At 69.1% G+C, this 16,320-nt stretch carries 13 protein-coding genes; 9 read left to right on the top strand and 4 right to left on the bottom strand.

The genetic code is table 11. From position 1 onward, the window contains the following. Window positions 1-23: 23 nt before the first annotated feature. From uvrC to ppc, 9 genes are all read left to right on the top strand, one after another. The gene (gene uvrC, locus P3H15_RS06185) at window positions 24-2,207 is read left to right on the top strand and encodes an excinuclease ABC subunit UvrC (protein WP_276136440.1); all 2,184 of its coding nucleotides are present in this window, start codon (window positions 24-26) and stop codon (window positions 2,205-2,207) included. Window positions 2,208-2,251: 44 nt separating this feature from the next. Further along, window positions 2,252-3,118 carry an RNase adapter RapZ gene (gene rapZ / locus P3H15_RS06180; RefSeq protein WP_072942446.1) on the top strand — a complete coding sequence of 289 codons (867 nt, stop codon included), beginning with the start codon at window positions 2,252-2,254 and terminating at the stop codon, window positions 3,116-3,118. After that, entirely contained in the window at window positions 3,115-4,140 is a 1,026-nt protein-coding gene (gene yvcK / locus P3H15_RS06175; RefSeq protein WP_276136439.1) for a uridine diphosphate-N-acetylglucosamine-binding protein YvcK, read from the top strand. The genes rapZ and yvcK overlap by 4 nt, the downstream gene beginning before the upstream one ends. Beyond that, entirely contained in the window at window positions 4,137-5,114 is a 978-nt protein-coding gene (gene whiA / locus P3H15_RS06170; protein WP_276136623.1) for a DNA-binding protein WhiA, read from the top strand. Before yvcK ends, whiA begins: the two co-directional genes overlap by 4 nt. 261 nt (window positions 5,115-5,375) lie before the next feature. Next, the gene (gene gap, locus P3H15_RS06165) at window positions 5,376-6,395 is read left to right on the top strand and encodes a type I glyceraldehyde-3-phosphate dehydrogenase (RefSeq protein WP_015890630.1); all 1,020 of its coding nucleotides are present in this window, start codon (window positions 5,376-5,378) and stop codon (window positions 6,393-6,395) included. 19 nt (window positions 6,396-6,414) lie between these two features. Beyond that, window positions 6,415-7,626, top strand: coding sequence for a phosphoglycerate kinase (gene pgk, locus P3H15_RS06160; protein WP_276136438.1), 1,212 nt, complete (start codon window positions 6,415-6,417; stop codon window positions 7,624-7,626). Window positions 7,627-7,629: 3 nt separating this feature from the next. Next, window positions 7,630-8,415, top strand: a complete 786-nt coding sequence (tpiA, locus tag P3H15_RS06155; RefSeq protein WP_276136437.1) for a triose-phosphate isomerase — start codon at window positions 7,630-7,632, stop codon at window positions 8,413-8,415. 125 nt (window positions 8,416-8,540) lie between these two features. Then, complete coding sequence (secG, locus tag P3H15_RS06150) at window positions 8,541-8,774, top strand: preprotein translocase subunit SecG (RefSeq protein WP_072942108.1); 234 nt, start codon at window positions 8,541-8,543, stop codon at window positions 8,772-8,774. A 46-nt stretch (window positions 8,775-8,820) separates the two neighbouring features. Then, window positions 8,821-11,577 carry a phosphoenolpyruvate carboxylase gene (gene ppc, locus P3H15_RS06145; protein ID WP_276136436.1) on the top strand — a complete coding sequence of 919 codons (2,757 nt, stop codon included), beginning with the start codon at window positions 8,821-8,823 and terminating at the stop codon, window positions 11,575-11,577. Between the two features lie 350 nt (window positions 11,578-11,927). On the opposite strand, the gene pgl is transcribed toward ppc, so the two are convergent. From pgl to tal, 4 genes are read right to left on the bottom strand one after another with little or no spacing between them, the layout of a single operon-like run. Further along, on the bottom strand, window positions 11,928-12,671 hold the full coding sequence (gene pgl, locus P3H15_RS06140) for a 6-phosphogluconolactonase (protein ID WP_095860617.1): 744 nt from the start codon (window positions 12,669-12,671) through the stop codon (window positions 11,928-11,930). Beyond that, window positions 12,664-13,575: a glucose-6-phosphate dehydrogenase assembly protein OpcA gene (opcA, locus tag P3H15_RS06135; protein ID WP_276136435.1), complete on the bottom strand. Its 912-nt coding sequence runs from the start codon at window positions 13,573-13,575 to the stop codon at window positions 12,664-12,666. The genes pgl and opcA overlap by 8 nt, the downstream gene beginning before the upstream one ends. Then, window positions 13,576-15,120, bottom strand: coding sequence for a glucose-6-phosphate dehydrogenase (gene zwf, locus P3H15_RS06130; protein WP_276136434.1), 1,545 nt, complete (start codon window positions 15,118-15,120; stop codon window positions 13,576-13,578). 3 nt (window positions 15,121-15,123) lie between these two features. Then, entirely contained in the window at window positions 15,124-16,248 is a 1,125-nt protein-coding gene (gene tal, locus P3H15_RS06125; RefSeq protein ID WP_276136433.1) for a transaldolase, read from the bottom strand. Between the last annotated feature and the right edge of the window lie 72 nt (window positions 16,249-16,320).

Here is a 16,320-nt window from a genome sequence, read left to right as displayed (position 1 = left end):
GTGGCGCCGACTAACGTGGAGGGGTGCCCGATCCTTCGACATATCGCCCCGCGACCGGAACGATTCCGGTCGACCCGGGGGTGTACAAGTTCCGCGATCCGCACGGCCGGGTCATCTATGTCGGGAAGGCGAAGAGTCTTCGATCACGGCTGAATTCCTATTTCGCCGACGTCTCGACGCTGCACCCGCGCACCCGCCAGATGGTGACCACGGCCGGCAGCGTCGAGTGGACCGTGGTGAGCACCGAGGTCGAGGCGCTTCAGCTCGAATACAACTGGATCAAGGAATTCGATCCCCGGTTCAACGTCCGCTACCGCGACGACAAGACGTACCCGATTCTCGCGGTCACCCTGAACGAGGAGTACCCGCGGCTGTTCGTCTACCGCGGCCCCCGGCGCAAGGGCGTCCGCTACTTCGGCCCCTATTCGCATGCGTGGGCCATCCGCGAAACCCTCGACCTGCTGCTGCGGGTGTTCCCCGCCCGCACCTGCTCGGCCGGGGTGTTCAAGCGGCACAACCAGATCGGCCGGCCGTGCCTGCTCGGCTACATCGACAAGTGCTCCGCGCCGTGCGTCGGACGCGTGTCCGCGGCCGAACACCGCAAGATCGTCGAGGACTTCTGCGACTTCCTGTCGGGGCGCACCGACAAACTGGTCCGGCAGCTCGAGGCCCGGATGCAGCAGGCGTCCGAGGAACTCGACTTCGAGACGGCGGCGCGGCTGCGCGACGACGTGGGCGCGTTGCGACGGGCGCTCGAGAAGCAGGCCGTCGTGCTCGGCGACGGCACCGACGCCGACGTCGCCGCATTCGCGACCGACGAACTCGAGGCCGCGGTCCAGGTGTTCCACGTCCGGGGCGGCCGCGTCCGCGGGCAGCGCGGCTGGGTGGTCGAGAAGGCCGGCGACGTCATCGACTGGGCCGCCGTCGATTCCGAGGCAGGCTCGGACCTGCCGTTGTTGGTCGAGCAGTTCCTCACCCAGTTCTACGGCGAGCAGGCGGCGCTGTCGGGCGCGGCCGAGCAGGAGGCGGGCAGCAGCGGAGTGCCGCGGGAGGTGCTGGTGCCCGTGCTGCCGCCGGACGCCGAACAGGTGCAGGAATGGCTCAGCGGTCTCCGCGGTTCCGCCGTCCGTCTCCGCGTGCCCCAGCGCGGCGACAAGAAGGCGCTCGCCGAGACCGTGCAGCGCAACGCGACGGAGGCACTGCAACAGCACAAACTGCGCCGCGCCGGCGACTTCACGTCGCGGTCGGCGGCCCTGCAGGGCATCCAGGAGGCCCTCGACCTGGATTCGGCGCCGCTGCGCATCGAGTGCGTCGACATCAGCCACGTGCAGGGCACCGACGTGGTGGCCTCCCTCGTCGTCTTCGAGGACGGGCTGCCGCGCAAGTCCGACTACCGGCACTACGCCATCAAGGAGGCCGCAGGCGACGGCCGCTCCGACGACGTCGCCAGCATCGCCGAGGTCACCCGGCGCCGGTTCCTCCGGCACAACCGTGACGTCGGGGTGCTGCGCGCGGAAGCGGCCGGGGTGGACGCCGAGCAGGTGTCCGGCGGCGACGGCGGCGACCTCGCCCCCGAGGCGGCGATCGACCCGCAGACCGGCAGGCCGCGGCGGTTCGCGTACCCACCGAACCTGTTCGTCGTCGACGGCGGCGCCCCGCAGGTGGCCGCGGCCTCGGCGGTCCTCGACGAACTGGGCATCACCGACGTCGCCGTGATCGGGCTGGCCAAGCGGCTCGAGGAGGTGTGGGTGCCGGGGGAGGAGGACCCGGTGATCCTCCCGCGCACCAGCGAGTCGCTGTACCTGCTGCAGCGGGTGCGGGACGAGGCGCACCGCTTCGCGATCACGTTCCACCGCAGCAAACGGTCCCGCCGGATGACGGCCTCCGCACTCGACTCGGTCCGCGGTCTCGGCGAGACCCGCCGCAAGGCCCTGGTGACGCACTTCGGCTCCGTCGCCAAACTCAAACAGGCCTCCGTCGAGGAGATCACCGCCGTGCCCGGCATCGGAACGACCACGGCGAAGGCGGTACTCACCGCTCTCGGGGCCGAGGAACCGTCTGCGGACGTCGTGGGAGTGGGGGATGATGAAGCAGATCGGAACGGGCCGGGCACGGCAGAACGCAACGGCGCGGACCTACCCCGCGAACCGGTAGGGCAGCACGGCCCGGCAGCACAGAGCGCATCGCAACGGACAGGTGTCGAGTGAACGAGCAGCACGCGCAGAGCGACCGTCCGCCCACGGTTCGGCCGATGGACTTCCTTCTCGTCACCGGGCTCTCCGGGGCGGGTCTGCAGACGGCGGCGAAGGTCCTCGAGGACCTCGGGTGGTACGTCGCGGACAACCTTCCCCCGGAACTGATCTCCCGGATGGTGGATCTGAGCCTGGAATCCGATTCGCGGCTCGAGCGGCTCGCCGTCGTCATCGACGTGCGCAGCCGGTTGTTCACCGGCGACCTCGGCTGGGTCCTCACCGAACTGGAGAGCAAGCCCGTGCACACGCGGGTGCTCTACCTCGACGCGTCGGACGAGGTGCTGGTCCGCCGATTCGAACAGGTCCGCCGCAGTCACCCGCTGTCCGGCGGGGGCGCCGAGGGCACCCTGTCGGAGGGCATCGCCGCCGAGCGCGACCAGCTCGCGAAGGTGAAGGCCGCCGCGGATCTGGTGATCGACACGTCGTCCCTCGCCGCGCACCAGTTGCGGCAGAAGATCGAGGACGCGTTCGGCGACGCCGAGAACCGCACCATGCAGGTAACAGTCCAGTCGTTCGGTTTCAAGTACGGTCTTCCGATGGACGCCGATCTCGTCTGCGACGTTCGGTTCCTGCCCAACCCGCACTGGATCCCCGAGTTGCGTCCGCACACCGGGCAGAACGCGGACGTGCGGGACTACGTGTTGTCGCAGGACGGTGCGGACGACTATCTCGCCACGTACCACCACCTGCTGGATCTGACGATCGCCGGATATCGTCGGGAGGGGAAGCGCTACATGACCATCGCGGTGGGATGCACCGGGGGGAAACATCGCAGTGTCGCGATGTCGGAGGCCCTGGCGGGCCGGCTTGGAAAGGACTCCGGGCTGAACGTGCGTGTCGTCCATCGTGATCTGGGGCGCGAATGAGGCCGGTGCGCCAGGCGCCCGCGATGGTCGCGCTCGGCGGGGGCCACGGGCTGTTCGCCACCCTCAGCGCCGCCCGCAGGCTCAGCCGTGACGTGACCGCCGTCGTCACCGTCGCGGACGACGGCGGATCCTCGGGACGGCTGCGCGCCGAACTCGGCGTCATCCCGCCCGGGGATCTGCGGATGGCGCTCGCCGCGCTCGCCGCGGACGACCCCGAGGTGCAGGACTGGACCGACACCATCCAGCACCGATTCGGCGGAATCGGCGCCCTCGCCGGACACTCGGTGGGCAATCTCATCCTCGCCGGACTCACCGAGGTGCTCGGCGACCCCGTCGCCGCGCTCGACGAACTCGCCCGGCTGCTGCGGATCGACGGGCGGGTGCTGCCGATGTCGCCGATCGCCCTGGACATCGAGGCCGACGTGCAGGGCCTCGAGGCGGACCCGCGGGTCAGCCGCTGCATCCGCGGTCAGGTCGCGGTCGCGACCACCCCCGGCAAGGTGCGCCGCGTGCGGTTGCTGCCGGCGAATCCGCCCGCCTGCCCGGACGCGGTCCGGGCGATCGACGTCGCCGACATGGTCGTCCTCGGCCCCGGGTCGTGGTTCTCCAGTGTGATCCCGCACGTTCTCGTGCCCGAACTCCTCGACACGCTGATCGCCACCCCCGCGCGGAAGGTGCTGGTACTCAACCTGGCTCCGGAACCCGGCGAGACCGCGGGATTCTCCACCGAGCGTCATCTGCACGTACTGTCCCAACACGCACCCGAACTCACCGTCGACTTCGTCGTCGTCGATTCGGGTTCGGTTCCACCGGGGCGCGAGCGCGAGCACCTCGCCCGCGCCGCCGGACAGTTCCGGGCACGCGTCGTCTACGCCGACGTGTCCGAGCACGGCACCCACACGCACCATGCAGGAAAACTTGCGTCCGTTCTCGAACAGCTCTGGAGCGACCCCGATGCGGGGTCTCGGGGGAGCGAAGCGGCCGAGACACCAGAGGAAAGGGAGAGCGCTTCGTGGCAATGACAGCAGAGGTCAAAGACGAACTCAGTCGTCTCGTCGTCACTCACGTGAGTTGCCGGAAGGCCGAGGTCTCGTCGCTGCTGCGGTTCGCCGGGGGATTGCACATCGTCGGCGGCCGGGTCGTGGTCGAGGCGGAAGTGGATCTGGGGTCCACGGCCCGCCGGTTGCGGCGCGAGATCTTCGACCTGTTCACCTACAGCGCCGACGTCCACGTTCTCAGTGCGGGCGGGCTGCGCAAGTCGTCCCGGTACATCGTGCGAGTCGCGAAGGAGGGGGAGGCCCTCGCCCGCCAGACCGGGCTGCTGGACCTGCGGGGACGCCCCGTGCGCGGGCTTCCCGCGCAGGTCGTCGGCGGCAGTGTCGCCGACGCGGAAGCCGCGTGGCGCGGCGCGTTCCTGGCGCACGGTTCGCTGACCGAGCCGGGACGCTCGTCGGCGCTCGAGGTCTCCTGCCCCGGACCGGAGGCGGCGCTCGCGCTCGTCGGGGCGGCGCGCAGGCTGGGCATCTCCGCGAAGGCCCGCGAGGTCCGCGGCACCGACCGGGTCGTGATCCGCGACGGCGAGGCCATCGGCGCGCTGCTCACCCGGATGGGAGCCCAGGACACCCGCCTCGTGTGGGAGGAACGGCGCATGCGCCGGGAGGTCCGTGCCACCGCCAACCGGCTCGCCAACTTCGACGACGCCAACCTGCGCCGCTCCGCGCGCGCCGCGGTCGCGGCGGCCGCCCGCGTCGAGCGGGCCCTCGACATCCTCGGTGACGAGGTCCCCGACCACCTGGCGGCCGCGGGTCACCTGCGGGTGGAGCACCGGCAGGCGTCCCTCGAGGAACTCGGCCAGCTCGCCGACCCGCCGATGACGAAGGACGCCGTGGCAGGCCGCATCCGGCGGCTGCTGTCGATGGCGGACCGCAAGGCGAAGGAAACCGGCATCCCGGACACCGAGTCGGCCGTCACCGCAGACCTTCTCGACGAGGCCTGAGCGTCGTCCGCCGTCACCGCCAGCCATCCCCGCTCCCGGACGAACGGGACGCTCGTCGCGTCAGATCGAACGAGCGTCCCGTTCGTTCCGGTCGGGACGGCCGGGCGGAGGGCGCCCGAGGTGACCGCGCGCGGGCGTCGCCCGCGCACTAGGGTAAGAACCACATCGACCGATGAAACCCGCGCCGGCCACCCGTCGGTGGTGTCGTAGCGGCGCGGGAGCAGAGCTGCACAACCAGAATCATGCGCAAAGGAGCAGATTGTGACTGTCCGGGTAGGCGTAAACGGTTTCGGCCGTATCGGACGTAACTTCTTCAGGGCGGTGGATGCGCAGAAGGCGCTCGGAACCACCGACATCGAGATTGTGGCGGTCAACGACCTCACGGACAATGCTTCGCTGGCGCATCTCCTGAAGTACGACTCCATCCTCGGCCGTCTCCCGCACGACGTCTCGCTCGAGGGTGAAGACACCATCGTCGTCGGCAGCCAGAAGATCAAGGCGCTCGCCATCAAGGAAGGCCCCGCGGCGCTTCCCTGGGGCGACCTGGGCGTCGACGTCGTCGTCGAGTCCACCGGCATCTTCACCGACGCAGCCAAGGCGAAGGGCCACCTCGAGGCCGGCGCCAAGAAGGTCATCATCTCCGCCCCGGCCAAGGGCGAGGACATCACCATCGTGATGGGCGTCAACGACGACAAGTACGACGGCAGCCAGAACATCATCTCCAACGCCTCGTGCACCACCAACTGCCTCGGTCCCATCGCCAAGGTGCTCGACGACGAGTTCGGCATCGTCAAGGGCCTCATGACGACGGTCCACGCGTACACCCAGGACCAGAACCTGCAGGACGGCCCGCACAGCGACCTGCGTCGCGCCCGCGCCGCCGCGCTGAACGTGGTCCCCACCGGAACCGGTGCCGCCAAGGCCATCGGCCTGGTCCTCCCGCAGCTGCTCGGCAAGCTGGACGGCTACGCGCTGCGCGTCCCGATTCCCACGGGTTCGGTCACCGACCTCACCGCGAACCTGCGGAAGTCGGCCAGCGTCGAGGACATCAACGCCGCGATGAAGGCTGCCGCCGAGGGACCGCTCAAGGGCATCCTGAAGTACACGGACGCCCCGATCGTGTCGTCCGACATCGTCACCGACCCGCACAGCTCGATCTTCGACTCCGGACTCACCAAGGTCATCGAGGATCAGGCCAAGATCGTGTCCTGGTACGACAACGAGTGGGGTTACTCCAACCGTCTGGCCGACCTCATCGGTCTCGTCGCCAAGTCTCTCTGAGCGAAGGTCCGGTATAACAGTGGCAGTTCAGACTCTCGACGATCTGCTGAACGCTGGGGTCGAAGGGCGTGCCGTGCTGGTGCGCTCCGACCTCAACGTTCCGCTCGACGGTGACCGGATCACGGATCCCGGGCGCATCCTCGCTTCCGCGCCGACGCTGAAGGCGTTGGCGGAGGCGGGCGCCAAGGTCATCGTCACCGCCCATCTGGGTCGCCCCAAGGGCGAGCCCGACCCGCAGTACTCCCTCGCACCGGTGGCGGCGAAGCTCGCCGAGGTGCTGGGGCGCAACGTCCAGCTCGCCGGCGACGTCGTCGGGCAGGACGCGCTGGCCCGCGCGGAGGGACTCACCGACGGCGACGTCCTCCTGCTGGAGAACATCCGCTTCGACCCGCGGGAGACCAGCAAGGACGAGGCCGAGCGGACGAAGCTCGCCAAGGCCCTGGTCGAACTCGTCGGCGACGACGGTGCGTTCGTGTCCGACGGGTTCGGTGTCGTGCACCGCGCGCAGGCGTCGGTGTACGAGGTCGCCAAGCTGCTCCCGCACTACGCGGGCACGCTCGTCGACGCCGAGATCGAGGTGCTCGGCAAGCTCACCCAGGAGCCCGAGCGGCCGTACGCGGTCGTGCTCGGTGGATCCAAGGTGTCGGACAAGCTCGCGGTGATCGAGGCGCTGGCCCCCAAGGTCGACACCCTCGTCATCGGCGGCGGCATGTACTACACGTTCCTCGCGGCGCAGGGCGTCTCGGTCGGCAACTCGCTGTGCGAGGAGTCGATGATCGACACGTGCAAGGCGCTGCTCGAGCAGTACGCCGACGTGATCCACATCCCGCAGGACGTGGTCATCGCCGATTCGTTCTCGGCCGACGCCGAGTCGAAGATCGTCTCGGTGCTCGAGATCCCGGACGGCTGGATGGGACTCGACATCGGACCGCAGTCGGTTCGCCGGTTCGCGGCGATCCTGACCAGCGCGAAGACCGTGTTCTGGAACGGCCCGATGGGTGTGTTCGAGTTCGAGAAGTTCGCCGCGGGCACCAAGGGTGTCGCCGAGGCGATCATCGAGGCCACCGGCAAGGGCGCGTACAGCGTCGTCGGTGGCGGTGACTCCGCCGCGGCGGTCCGCCAGCTCGGTCTGCCCGAGGACGGGTTCTCGCACATCTCCACCGGTGGCGGCGCCTCCCTCGAGTACCTCGAGGGCAAGGAACTCCCCGGCATCGCAGTTCTGGAGGGCTGAGGCATGGCACGGAAGCCGCTGATCGCCGGCAACTGGAAGATGAATCTGAACCACCTCGAGGCCATCGCGCTGGTTCAGAAAATCGCCTTCTCGCTCCCGGCGAAGTACTTCGACAAGGTCGACGTGACGGTGATCCCGCCGTTCACCGACATCCGCAGCGTGCAGACCCTCGTCGAGGGCGACAAGCTCCTGCTCACCTACGGTGCGCAGGACGTGTCGGCCCAGGATTCGGGCGCGTACACCGGCGAGATCAGCGGATCCATGCTGGCCAAGCTGGGCTGCACGTTCGTCGTCGTCGGGCACTCGGAGCGCCGGACCCTGCACGGTGAGGACAACGACACCGTGCTGGCCAAGACCAAGGCCGCGCTGAAGAACGGGCTCACCCCGATCGTCTGCATCGGTGAGGGTCTCGATATCCGCGAGGCCGGCGAGCACGTGTCCTACAACGTCGAGCAGTTGCGGGGCTCCCTCGCCGGGCTGTCCGCCGAGGACGTCGCCAAGGTCGTCATCGCGTACGAGCCGGTGTGGGCCATCGGCACCGGCCGGGTGGCCAGTGCCGCGGACGCGCAGGAAGTCTGCGCCGCGATCCGCGCCACGCTCGGCGAGCTGGCCTCGCCGGACGTCGCGTCCGGTGTCCGTGTTCTGTACGGCGGCAGCGTCAACGCGAAGAACGTCGGCGAGATCGTCGGTCAGACGGATGTGGACGGCGCCCTCGTGGGCGGCGCGTCACTGAAGGCCGACGAGTTCGCCACCCTGTCGGCGATCGCCGCGGGCGGACCTCTGCCGTAAGGCGCCTTCGGCGCTCGTGCGCCTTTCCGGTAGCGGTGGGTACCGGAAAGGCGCACGAGCGCGGAGCGCCTGTAGGGTGTACGAGGTCGTAGTTGTTCCTACTGGATGGGTGGACGTAGACAGACATGGAACTGTTCCTGGATATCTTGCTGGTGATCACCAGCTTGCTGCTGATTCTGCTGGTGCTGCTGCACCGCGGTAAGGGCGGCGGTCTGTCCAGCCTGTTCGGCGGCGGCGTCCAGTCCAGCCTGTCCGGTTCCACCGTGGTCGAGAAGAACCTCGACCGGCTCACCATCTTCACCGGTCTGATCTGGTTCATCGCGATCATCGGTATCGGCCTGGAGATCAAGTTCGGCTGATCCGCTTCATCATGCAGAGGGGCCGTCACCGGTCGATACTGGATGCATGATCGAAACCCCACGTGAGGCCACTGAACCACTCCGCGAAGACATTCGGCTCCTGGGCGGCATCCTCGGTCAGATAGTGCGGGAGCAGGCCGGAGACGGCGTCTTCGACCTCGTCGAGAAGGCCAGGGTCGAATCGTTCCGGGTTCGTCGTTCCGAGATCGACCGCGCCGATCTGGCCGACATGTTCACCGAGGTGTCCACGAGCGACGCCATTCCCGTCATCCGGGCCTTCAGCCACTTCGCCCTGCTGGCCAACCTCGCCGAGGACAACCACCGCGAACGCCGGCGCGCCGTCCACGTCGCCGCCGGTGAGCCCGCCCCCGACAGCACCCTGACCGCCACGTTCGCCAAGCTCGACGCCGCTCATCTGGGCAGCGACGTCGTCGCGGACGCGTTGCGCGGGGCGCTCGTGTCGCCGGTCATCACCGCGCATCCCACCGAGACCCGTCGCCGCACGGTGTTCGAGACCCAGACGCGGATCACCGAACTGATGCGGTACCGCGAACGCACCGCCCTGACCGAATCCGAGACGGCCGACGTCGACGTCCGGCTGCGGCGGCAGATCCTCACCCTGTGGCAGACCGCGCTGATCCGGTTGTCGCGGTTGCGGATCCAGGACGAGATCGAGGTCGGGCTGCGGTACTACGACGCGGCACTGTTCGAGGTCGTCCCGAAGATCAACGCCGAACTGCGCAGTGCCCTGCGGTCGCGGTGGCCGGACGCGGACCTGGGCCGGGAACCGATCCTGCGTCCCGGATCCTGGATCGGCGGGGACCGCGATGGCAATCCCTACGTCACCGACGAGGTGGTTCGCCAGGCCACGACCCGGGCCGCGGCCACCGCGATCGAGCACCATCTCGGGCAACTCGAGACGCTCGAGCGGGAACTGTCCATGTCGGCCCGTCTCGTCACCGTCACACCCGCCCTCGACCTCCTGGCCGCGGCGTCCCAGGACGATTCACCGTTCCGGGCCGACGAGCCGTACCGCCGTGCCGTGCGGGGCATCCGGGGACGGCTCACGGCCACGGCGCACCGCATCCTCGGGGCGGCGCCCGATCACGGGCTCGACCTCGGGCTCGCACCCTACGACACGCCGCGGCAGATGCTCGACGAACTCGACGTCGTCGACGACTCACTGCGGCGCGGCGGCGACGGCACGATCGCAGACGACGGCCTGGCGAGCTTGCGGGACTCGGTGGAGGTGTTCGGTTTCCACCTCTCCGGCCTCGACATGCGGCAGAACTCGGACGTGCACGAGACCGTCGTCGCCGAACTGCTGGCGTGGGCGGGCGTGCACGCCGACTACCCGTCGCTGTCCGAGGACGAGCGGGTGGAGTTGCTGTCGGCGGAGCTGTCCACCCGGCGCCCCTTGACCACGGCGAACGCCGAATTCAGCGAGCTGACGGCGAAGGAACTCGCCATTCTCCAGGCCGGCGCCGACGCGGTGCGGACCCTCGGTGCGGGCGCGGTGCCCAACTACATCATCAGCATGTGCACCTCCGTCAGCGACATGCTCGAGGCCGCCGTCCTGCTGAAGGAGGTCGGCATCCTCGATCCCGGGTCGGGGGAGGCGCCGACCTGCCCGGTGGGCATCGTGCCGCTGTTCGAGACGATCGAGGACCTGCAGCAGGGGGCCGCCACCCTCGAGGCCACCCTGGAGGTCCCGATCTACCGGGCCCTCGTGTCGTCGCGTGGCGACGCCCAGGAAGTGATGCTCGGGTACTCCGACTCCAACAAGGACGGCGGCTACCTGGCGGCCAACTGGGCGCTCTACCGTGCCGAGCTGGACTTGGTCGATGCGGCGCGCAAGACGGGAATCCGGTTGCGGCTCTTCCACGGTCGCGGCGGCACCGTGGGCCGCGGTGGCGGACCCAGCTACGAGGCGATCCTCGCGCAGCCGCCCGGCGCGGTGGCCGGATCGCTGCGGATCACCGAACAGGGCGAGGTGATCGCCGCCAAGTACGCGGAACCCCGCCTCGCGCAACGCAATCTCGAAACGCTGCTCGCCGCTACCCTCGAGGCCACCCTGCTCGACGTCGAGGGCCTCGGCGACGACGCCGAACCGGCGTACCGCATTCTCGACGAACTCGCCGCGCTGGCCCGCCGTGCCTACGGCGAATTGGTGCACGAGACACCCGGATTCGTGGAGTACTTCGAGATGTCGACGCCGGTCGCGGAGATCGGGGCGCTCAACATCGGCAGCCGTCCGGCCTCCCGCAAGCAGACCACGTCCATCTCCGACCTGCGGGCCATCCCGTGGGTGCTGTCGTGGAGTCAGTCCCGGGTCATGCTGCCCGGGTGGTACGGGACCGGCGCCGCGTTCGAGGAATGGACGCAGGGCGACCCCGAACGGGTGGCGACGCTGTCCCGCCTCTACGAGACGTGGCCGTTCTTCCGGACCGTGCTGTCGAACCTGGCGATGGTGATGTCGAAGTCCGACATGGGTCTCGCCGCCCGCTACGCGGAACTCGTCCCCGACGAGGAACTGCGGCGACGGGTGTTCGGCAAGATCGCCGAGGAGCACGAGCGGACCATCCGGATGTACAAGGCCGTGACCGGGAACGACACGCTGTTCGCGGACAATCCCGGTCTGGAGCGGTCGGTGCACAACCGGTTCCCGTACCTCGAGCCGCTCAACCACCTGCAGGTGGAACTGCTGCGCCGCTACCGGGCCGGGGACGACAGTGATCAGACGCGCCGAGGCATCCAGCTCACGATGAACGGGCTGGCGACCGCACTGCGCAACAGCGGGTAGCGAGGCCGGTTCCCGCGCCCCGCGAGAAGTGTGTGAACTTTCTTGCGGGGCGGGGGAACCGAACCGTCCGTCCCTGCGTCAAAACGGGAAAGAGCACAACGTTTCCGAGACGAAGTGGGGCGACGGATGAGGCGATGCGCGGGTGACCCGGTCTATTGGCGCGGCGGAATCGGGCGGCGGGGGACGCGGACGGCGAGCCCGCATCGGGCCGGCCGTATCGTCACCGAATGCCGGGTCACCCGGACACCCGTCGAACGGGACCCCCGGTCGCCCGCCGGGCTACCGGCGGACGACGACGAGGACCCCGTCGGATGAGAGTCTCAGTGAGGCGCGCCTCGGTTCGGCAAGTGTCAGTTCGGCAGCCGGGACGCGGCCGACGTGTCGAGCAGCCACCGGGTGGCCGAGAGTCCGCGGGCCCCGGACGCCGGGATCTCGACGGGCGGTGCGCCCGCGATCGCCGCGGCCACGGCCTCGGCCTTGGCGTCACCGGACACGACGAGCCACACCTCGTCGGCGTGCCGGACGGCGGGCAGGGTCAGCGTGACCCGCACCGGCGGCGGCTTGGGGGAGTCCGTCACCGCGACGACGAACCGGTGCTCCTCGCGGACCGCGTCGGTGTCCGGGAACAGCGAATTGACGTGTCCCTCACCGCCCATGCCGAGCAGGTGGACGTCGAAGACCGGGACCTGCCTGCCGTCGGCGTGCGCCCCGAGCACCTGTGCGTACGCGACGGCGGCCGCCTCCGGGTCGTTCTCGTAGATCCCGTCCGCGACGGGCATGGTGTGCACGCGGTCGGGATCGACGTCGACGTGGTCGAGCAGCGCGGCCCGCGCCTGCACGTCGTTGCGCTCCGGATCGCCGGCGGGCAGGAAACGCTCGTCACCCCAGAAGATGTCGATCGCGCGCCAGTCGATGTCGCCCGGGTTCTCCCGGACCTTCTCGAGCAACCCGATCCCGGTGCCGCCGCCGGTGAGGACCACCGACGCCGACCCGCGATCCTTCTGGGCGGCGACGACGGTGGCGACGAACCGCTCCGCGGCCTTCGTCACCAGCGTGGCGGTGTCGGGGTGCACTTCTACGTGGATGTCACTCATACGTCACCTTCGTCAGCCCGGCGAGTGCGGCCTCGTAGGCCTCGTCGGGGTCCAGTCTGCGTAGTTCTTCGGCCAGGCAGTCGCGGGTCTCCCGCCTTCCCAGCGCCACCAGCGCATCCGGTTTGCCCGTCCGCGACAACGTCGCGGTGGTGCCGGTCTGCGGGCGGCTGATGGTCAGGGTGCCGCCGTCCGCGAACTCGAGGGTCACGAACAGCGGTCCGACCCTGCGGCTGACGGGTGCATCGAGACGGCCCGCCAGCCATCCGGCGATCATGTCGACGGCGGGCTCGTCCACGAGGCCCGACACCACCGCCGATTCGATGCGCGAGTGCGGTGGCTGATCGACGGCCGAGGTGATGAGACCCCGCCACATCGTGATGCGGCTCCACGCCAGATCCGTGTCACCGGACGTGTAGGAGGCGAGACGGCCCTTGATCTCGGCGGCGGGATCCGGACGGTCCGTGGCGTCGGTGATGCGCCGGATCGCGAGCTTCCCGACCGGGTCCTTCGCGGGGACGGCGGGAGCGGACTCCGGCCACCACACGACGACCGGGGTGTCGGGGAGAAGGAACGGCACCACCACGCTGCTCTCGTGGTCGGCGAGTTCGCCGAACAGGCGGAGCACCACCACCTCCGAGGCGCCAGCGTCACCCCCGACCCTGATCTGGGCGTCCAGCCGGGGCTCGGCGTCGCGGGATCCGCGGGCGACGACGATGACACGGCAGGGATGTTCCCGGCTCGCCTCGTTGGCGGCGTCGATGATGTCCTCGGAGTTCTCGCTGTCCCGGGTGCACACCACCAGGGTGAGAACCCGTCCCAGCGTCACCGCCCCGCCGGTCTTCCGGAGCTCCACCAGCTTCTTGTTGACCTGGCCGGTGGTGGTCGAGGGGATGTCGATGATCATCTACGGCCTTCTCCATTCGCGACCGGTGCGGTGCATCATTTCGTCCGCGGACGGGGGACCCCACGTGCCTGCCTCGTACGGTTCCGGTTTGCCCTCGGCGGCCCAGGCGGCGAGCGCCGGATCGAGGATCTCCCACGACAATTCGACCTCGGCGTTGACGGGGAACAGGGAAGGTTCACCAAGCAGCATGTCGAGGATGAGGCGTTCGTACGCCTCGGGGGACGATTCGGTGAACGCCTGACCGTAGCTGAAGTCCATGTTGACGTCGCGGACCTCCATGCTCGATCCCGGGACCTTGGATCCGAAGCGCATCGTCACACCCTCGTCCGGCTGCACCCGGATGACGAGCGCGTTCTGCCCGAGTTCCTCGGTCATCGTCTGATCGAACGGCAGGTGCGGCGCGCGCTTGAAGATCACGGCGATCTCGGTGACCCGGCGGCCGAGCCGCTTCCCGGTGCGGAGATAGAACGGCACACCCGCCCAGCGGCGGGTGTCGACCTCGAGGGTGATCGCGGCGAACGTCTCCGTGGTGGAGTCCTGCGAGAAGCCGTCCTCCTCCAGCAGGCCGACCACCCGGGTGCCGCCCTGCCAGCCGCCCGCGTACTGGCCGCGTGCGGTGGTCTCGTCGAGCGGCTGCGCGAGCTTGGTGGCGGAGAGCACCTTGATCTTCTCCGCCTGCAACTCCGACGGTTCGAAGCTGATCGGCTCCTCCATCGCGGTGAACGCGAGGAGTTGCAGCAAGTGATTCTGGATGACGTCCCGCGCCGCCCCGATGCCGTCGTAGTACCCGGCGCGCCCACCGAGACCGATGTCCTCGGCCATGGTGATCTGCACGTGATCCACGTAGTGGGCGTTCCAGATCGGATCGAACAACTGGTTGGCGAAGCGCAGCGCCAGGATGTTCTGAACGGTTTCCTTGCCGAGGTAGTGGTCGATCCGGAAGACGGTGTCCTCGGGGAAGACCTCGTTCACGACCGCGTTGAGCTCACGCGCGCTCGCGAGGTCGTGGCCGAACGGCTTCTCGATGACCACCCGGCGCCACTGGCTGTCGTTCGACCGGGCGAGGCCCGCCTCGGACAGCTGCTTGAGGACCACCGGGAACGCGTCCGGCGGAATCGCGAGATAGAACCCGTGATTGCCGCCGGTCCCGCGTTCGCGTTCGAGCGTGGCGAGGGTGCTCGCCAGTTCCTGGAAGGACGCCGGGTCGTCGAAGCTGCCCTTGACGAAACGCAGGCCCTCCGACAGCCGCTCCCACACGTCCTCCCGGAACGGGGTCCGGGAGTGGTCGCGCACGGCATCGTGGACGATCTTGCCGAAATCCTCGTCCGACCAGTCCCTGCGGGCGAACCCGACGAGAGCGAACCCGGGCGGCAGAAGACCACGATTGGCCAGATCGTAGATGGCGGGCATCAACTTGCGCCGGGCCAGGTCGCCGGTGACACCGAAGATCACCAGCGCACACGGCCCGGCGATGCGTGGTAGGCGCTTGTCCCTACTGTCGCGAAGTGGATTGACCCAATCGTCTGACGCTGCGGGCTCGCTCACGTATCAGCTCTTCTGCCCTGCTGCGCGCAGCTGCTCCGCGGTGGCCTCCAGGAGTTCGTTCCAGGACACCTCGAACTTGTCGACGCCTTCGTCCTCGAGGACCTTGAACACGTCGGGCAGGTCGATGCCGGCGGCGGTGAGCTGGTCGAAGATCTCCTGCGAGGCGACGGCGGTGCCGGAGACGGTGTCGCCGGTGACCTCGCCGTGGTCGGCGAACGCGTCGAGGGTCTTCTCCGGCATCGTGTTCACGGTGTTCGGGGCGACCAGGTCGGCGACGTACAGGGTGTCCGGGTAGTCGGGGTTCTTGACGCCGGTCGATGCCCACAGTGCGCGCTGCGGGCGGGCACCGGCCGCGAGCAGACCCTGGAACCGCGGCGCCACCTCGAAGACCTGCTGGTAGGCGGCGTACGCGAGGCGGGCGTTCGCGACGCCGGCCTTGCCGCGCAGCGCGAGGGCGTCGGGGGTGCCGATCTTGTCGAGCCGCTTGTCGATTTCGGTGTCGACGCGGGAGACGAAGAACGAGGCCACCGAGTGGATGCGGGAGACGTCGTGGCCGGCGGCCTTGGCGGCCTCGAGGCCGTCGAGGTAGGCGCCCATGACGAGTTCGTAGCGTTGCACCGAGAAGATCAGCGTGACGTTGACGCTGATGCCCTCGCCGAGCACCTTGGCGATGGCCGGGATGCCGGCCTCGGTGGCGGGGATCTTGATGAACAGGTTGGGGCGGTCGACGATCTTCCACAGTTCGACGGCCTGCGCGACGGTCTTGTCGGCGTCGTGGGCGAGGCGCGGGTCGACCTCGATGGACACGCGGCCGTCGACGCCACCGCTGGCCTCGAACTGCGGGGCGAGGACGTCGCAGGCGGCGCGGACGTCGTCGGTGGTCACGGTGCGGATGGTGGCTTCCACGTCGGCGCCGCGTTCGGCGAGTTCGCGGACCTGTGCGTCGTAGACGTGGCCCTTGCTGAGTGCGGCTTGGAAGATCGACGGGTTGGTGGTGACGCCGACGATGCTCTTGGTGGCGATGAGTTCGGCGAGGTTGCCGGACTCGATGCGGTCACGGGAGAGGTCGTCGAGCCACACCGAGACGCCGGCTTCGGAGAGCTTCTGGAGGTTGGGGTTCTGAGTCATGGCGTTCTATCCCTTCACGCGTGCGAGCGAGCGCTGTGCGGCGGCGGTGACGGCTTCGGCGGTGAAGCCGAA

Source organism: Rhodococcus sp. T2V (genome assembly GCF_029269925.1).
Taxonomy (GTDB): domain Bacteria; phylum Actinomycetota; class Actinomycetes; order Mycobacteriales; family Mycobacteriaceae; genus Rhodococcus_F; species Rhodococcus_F koreensis.
This window is presented reverse-complemented; position numbering and strand designations above follow the sequence as displayed.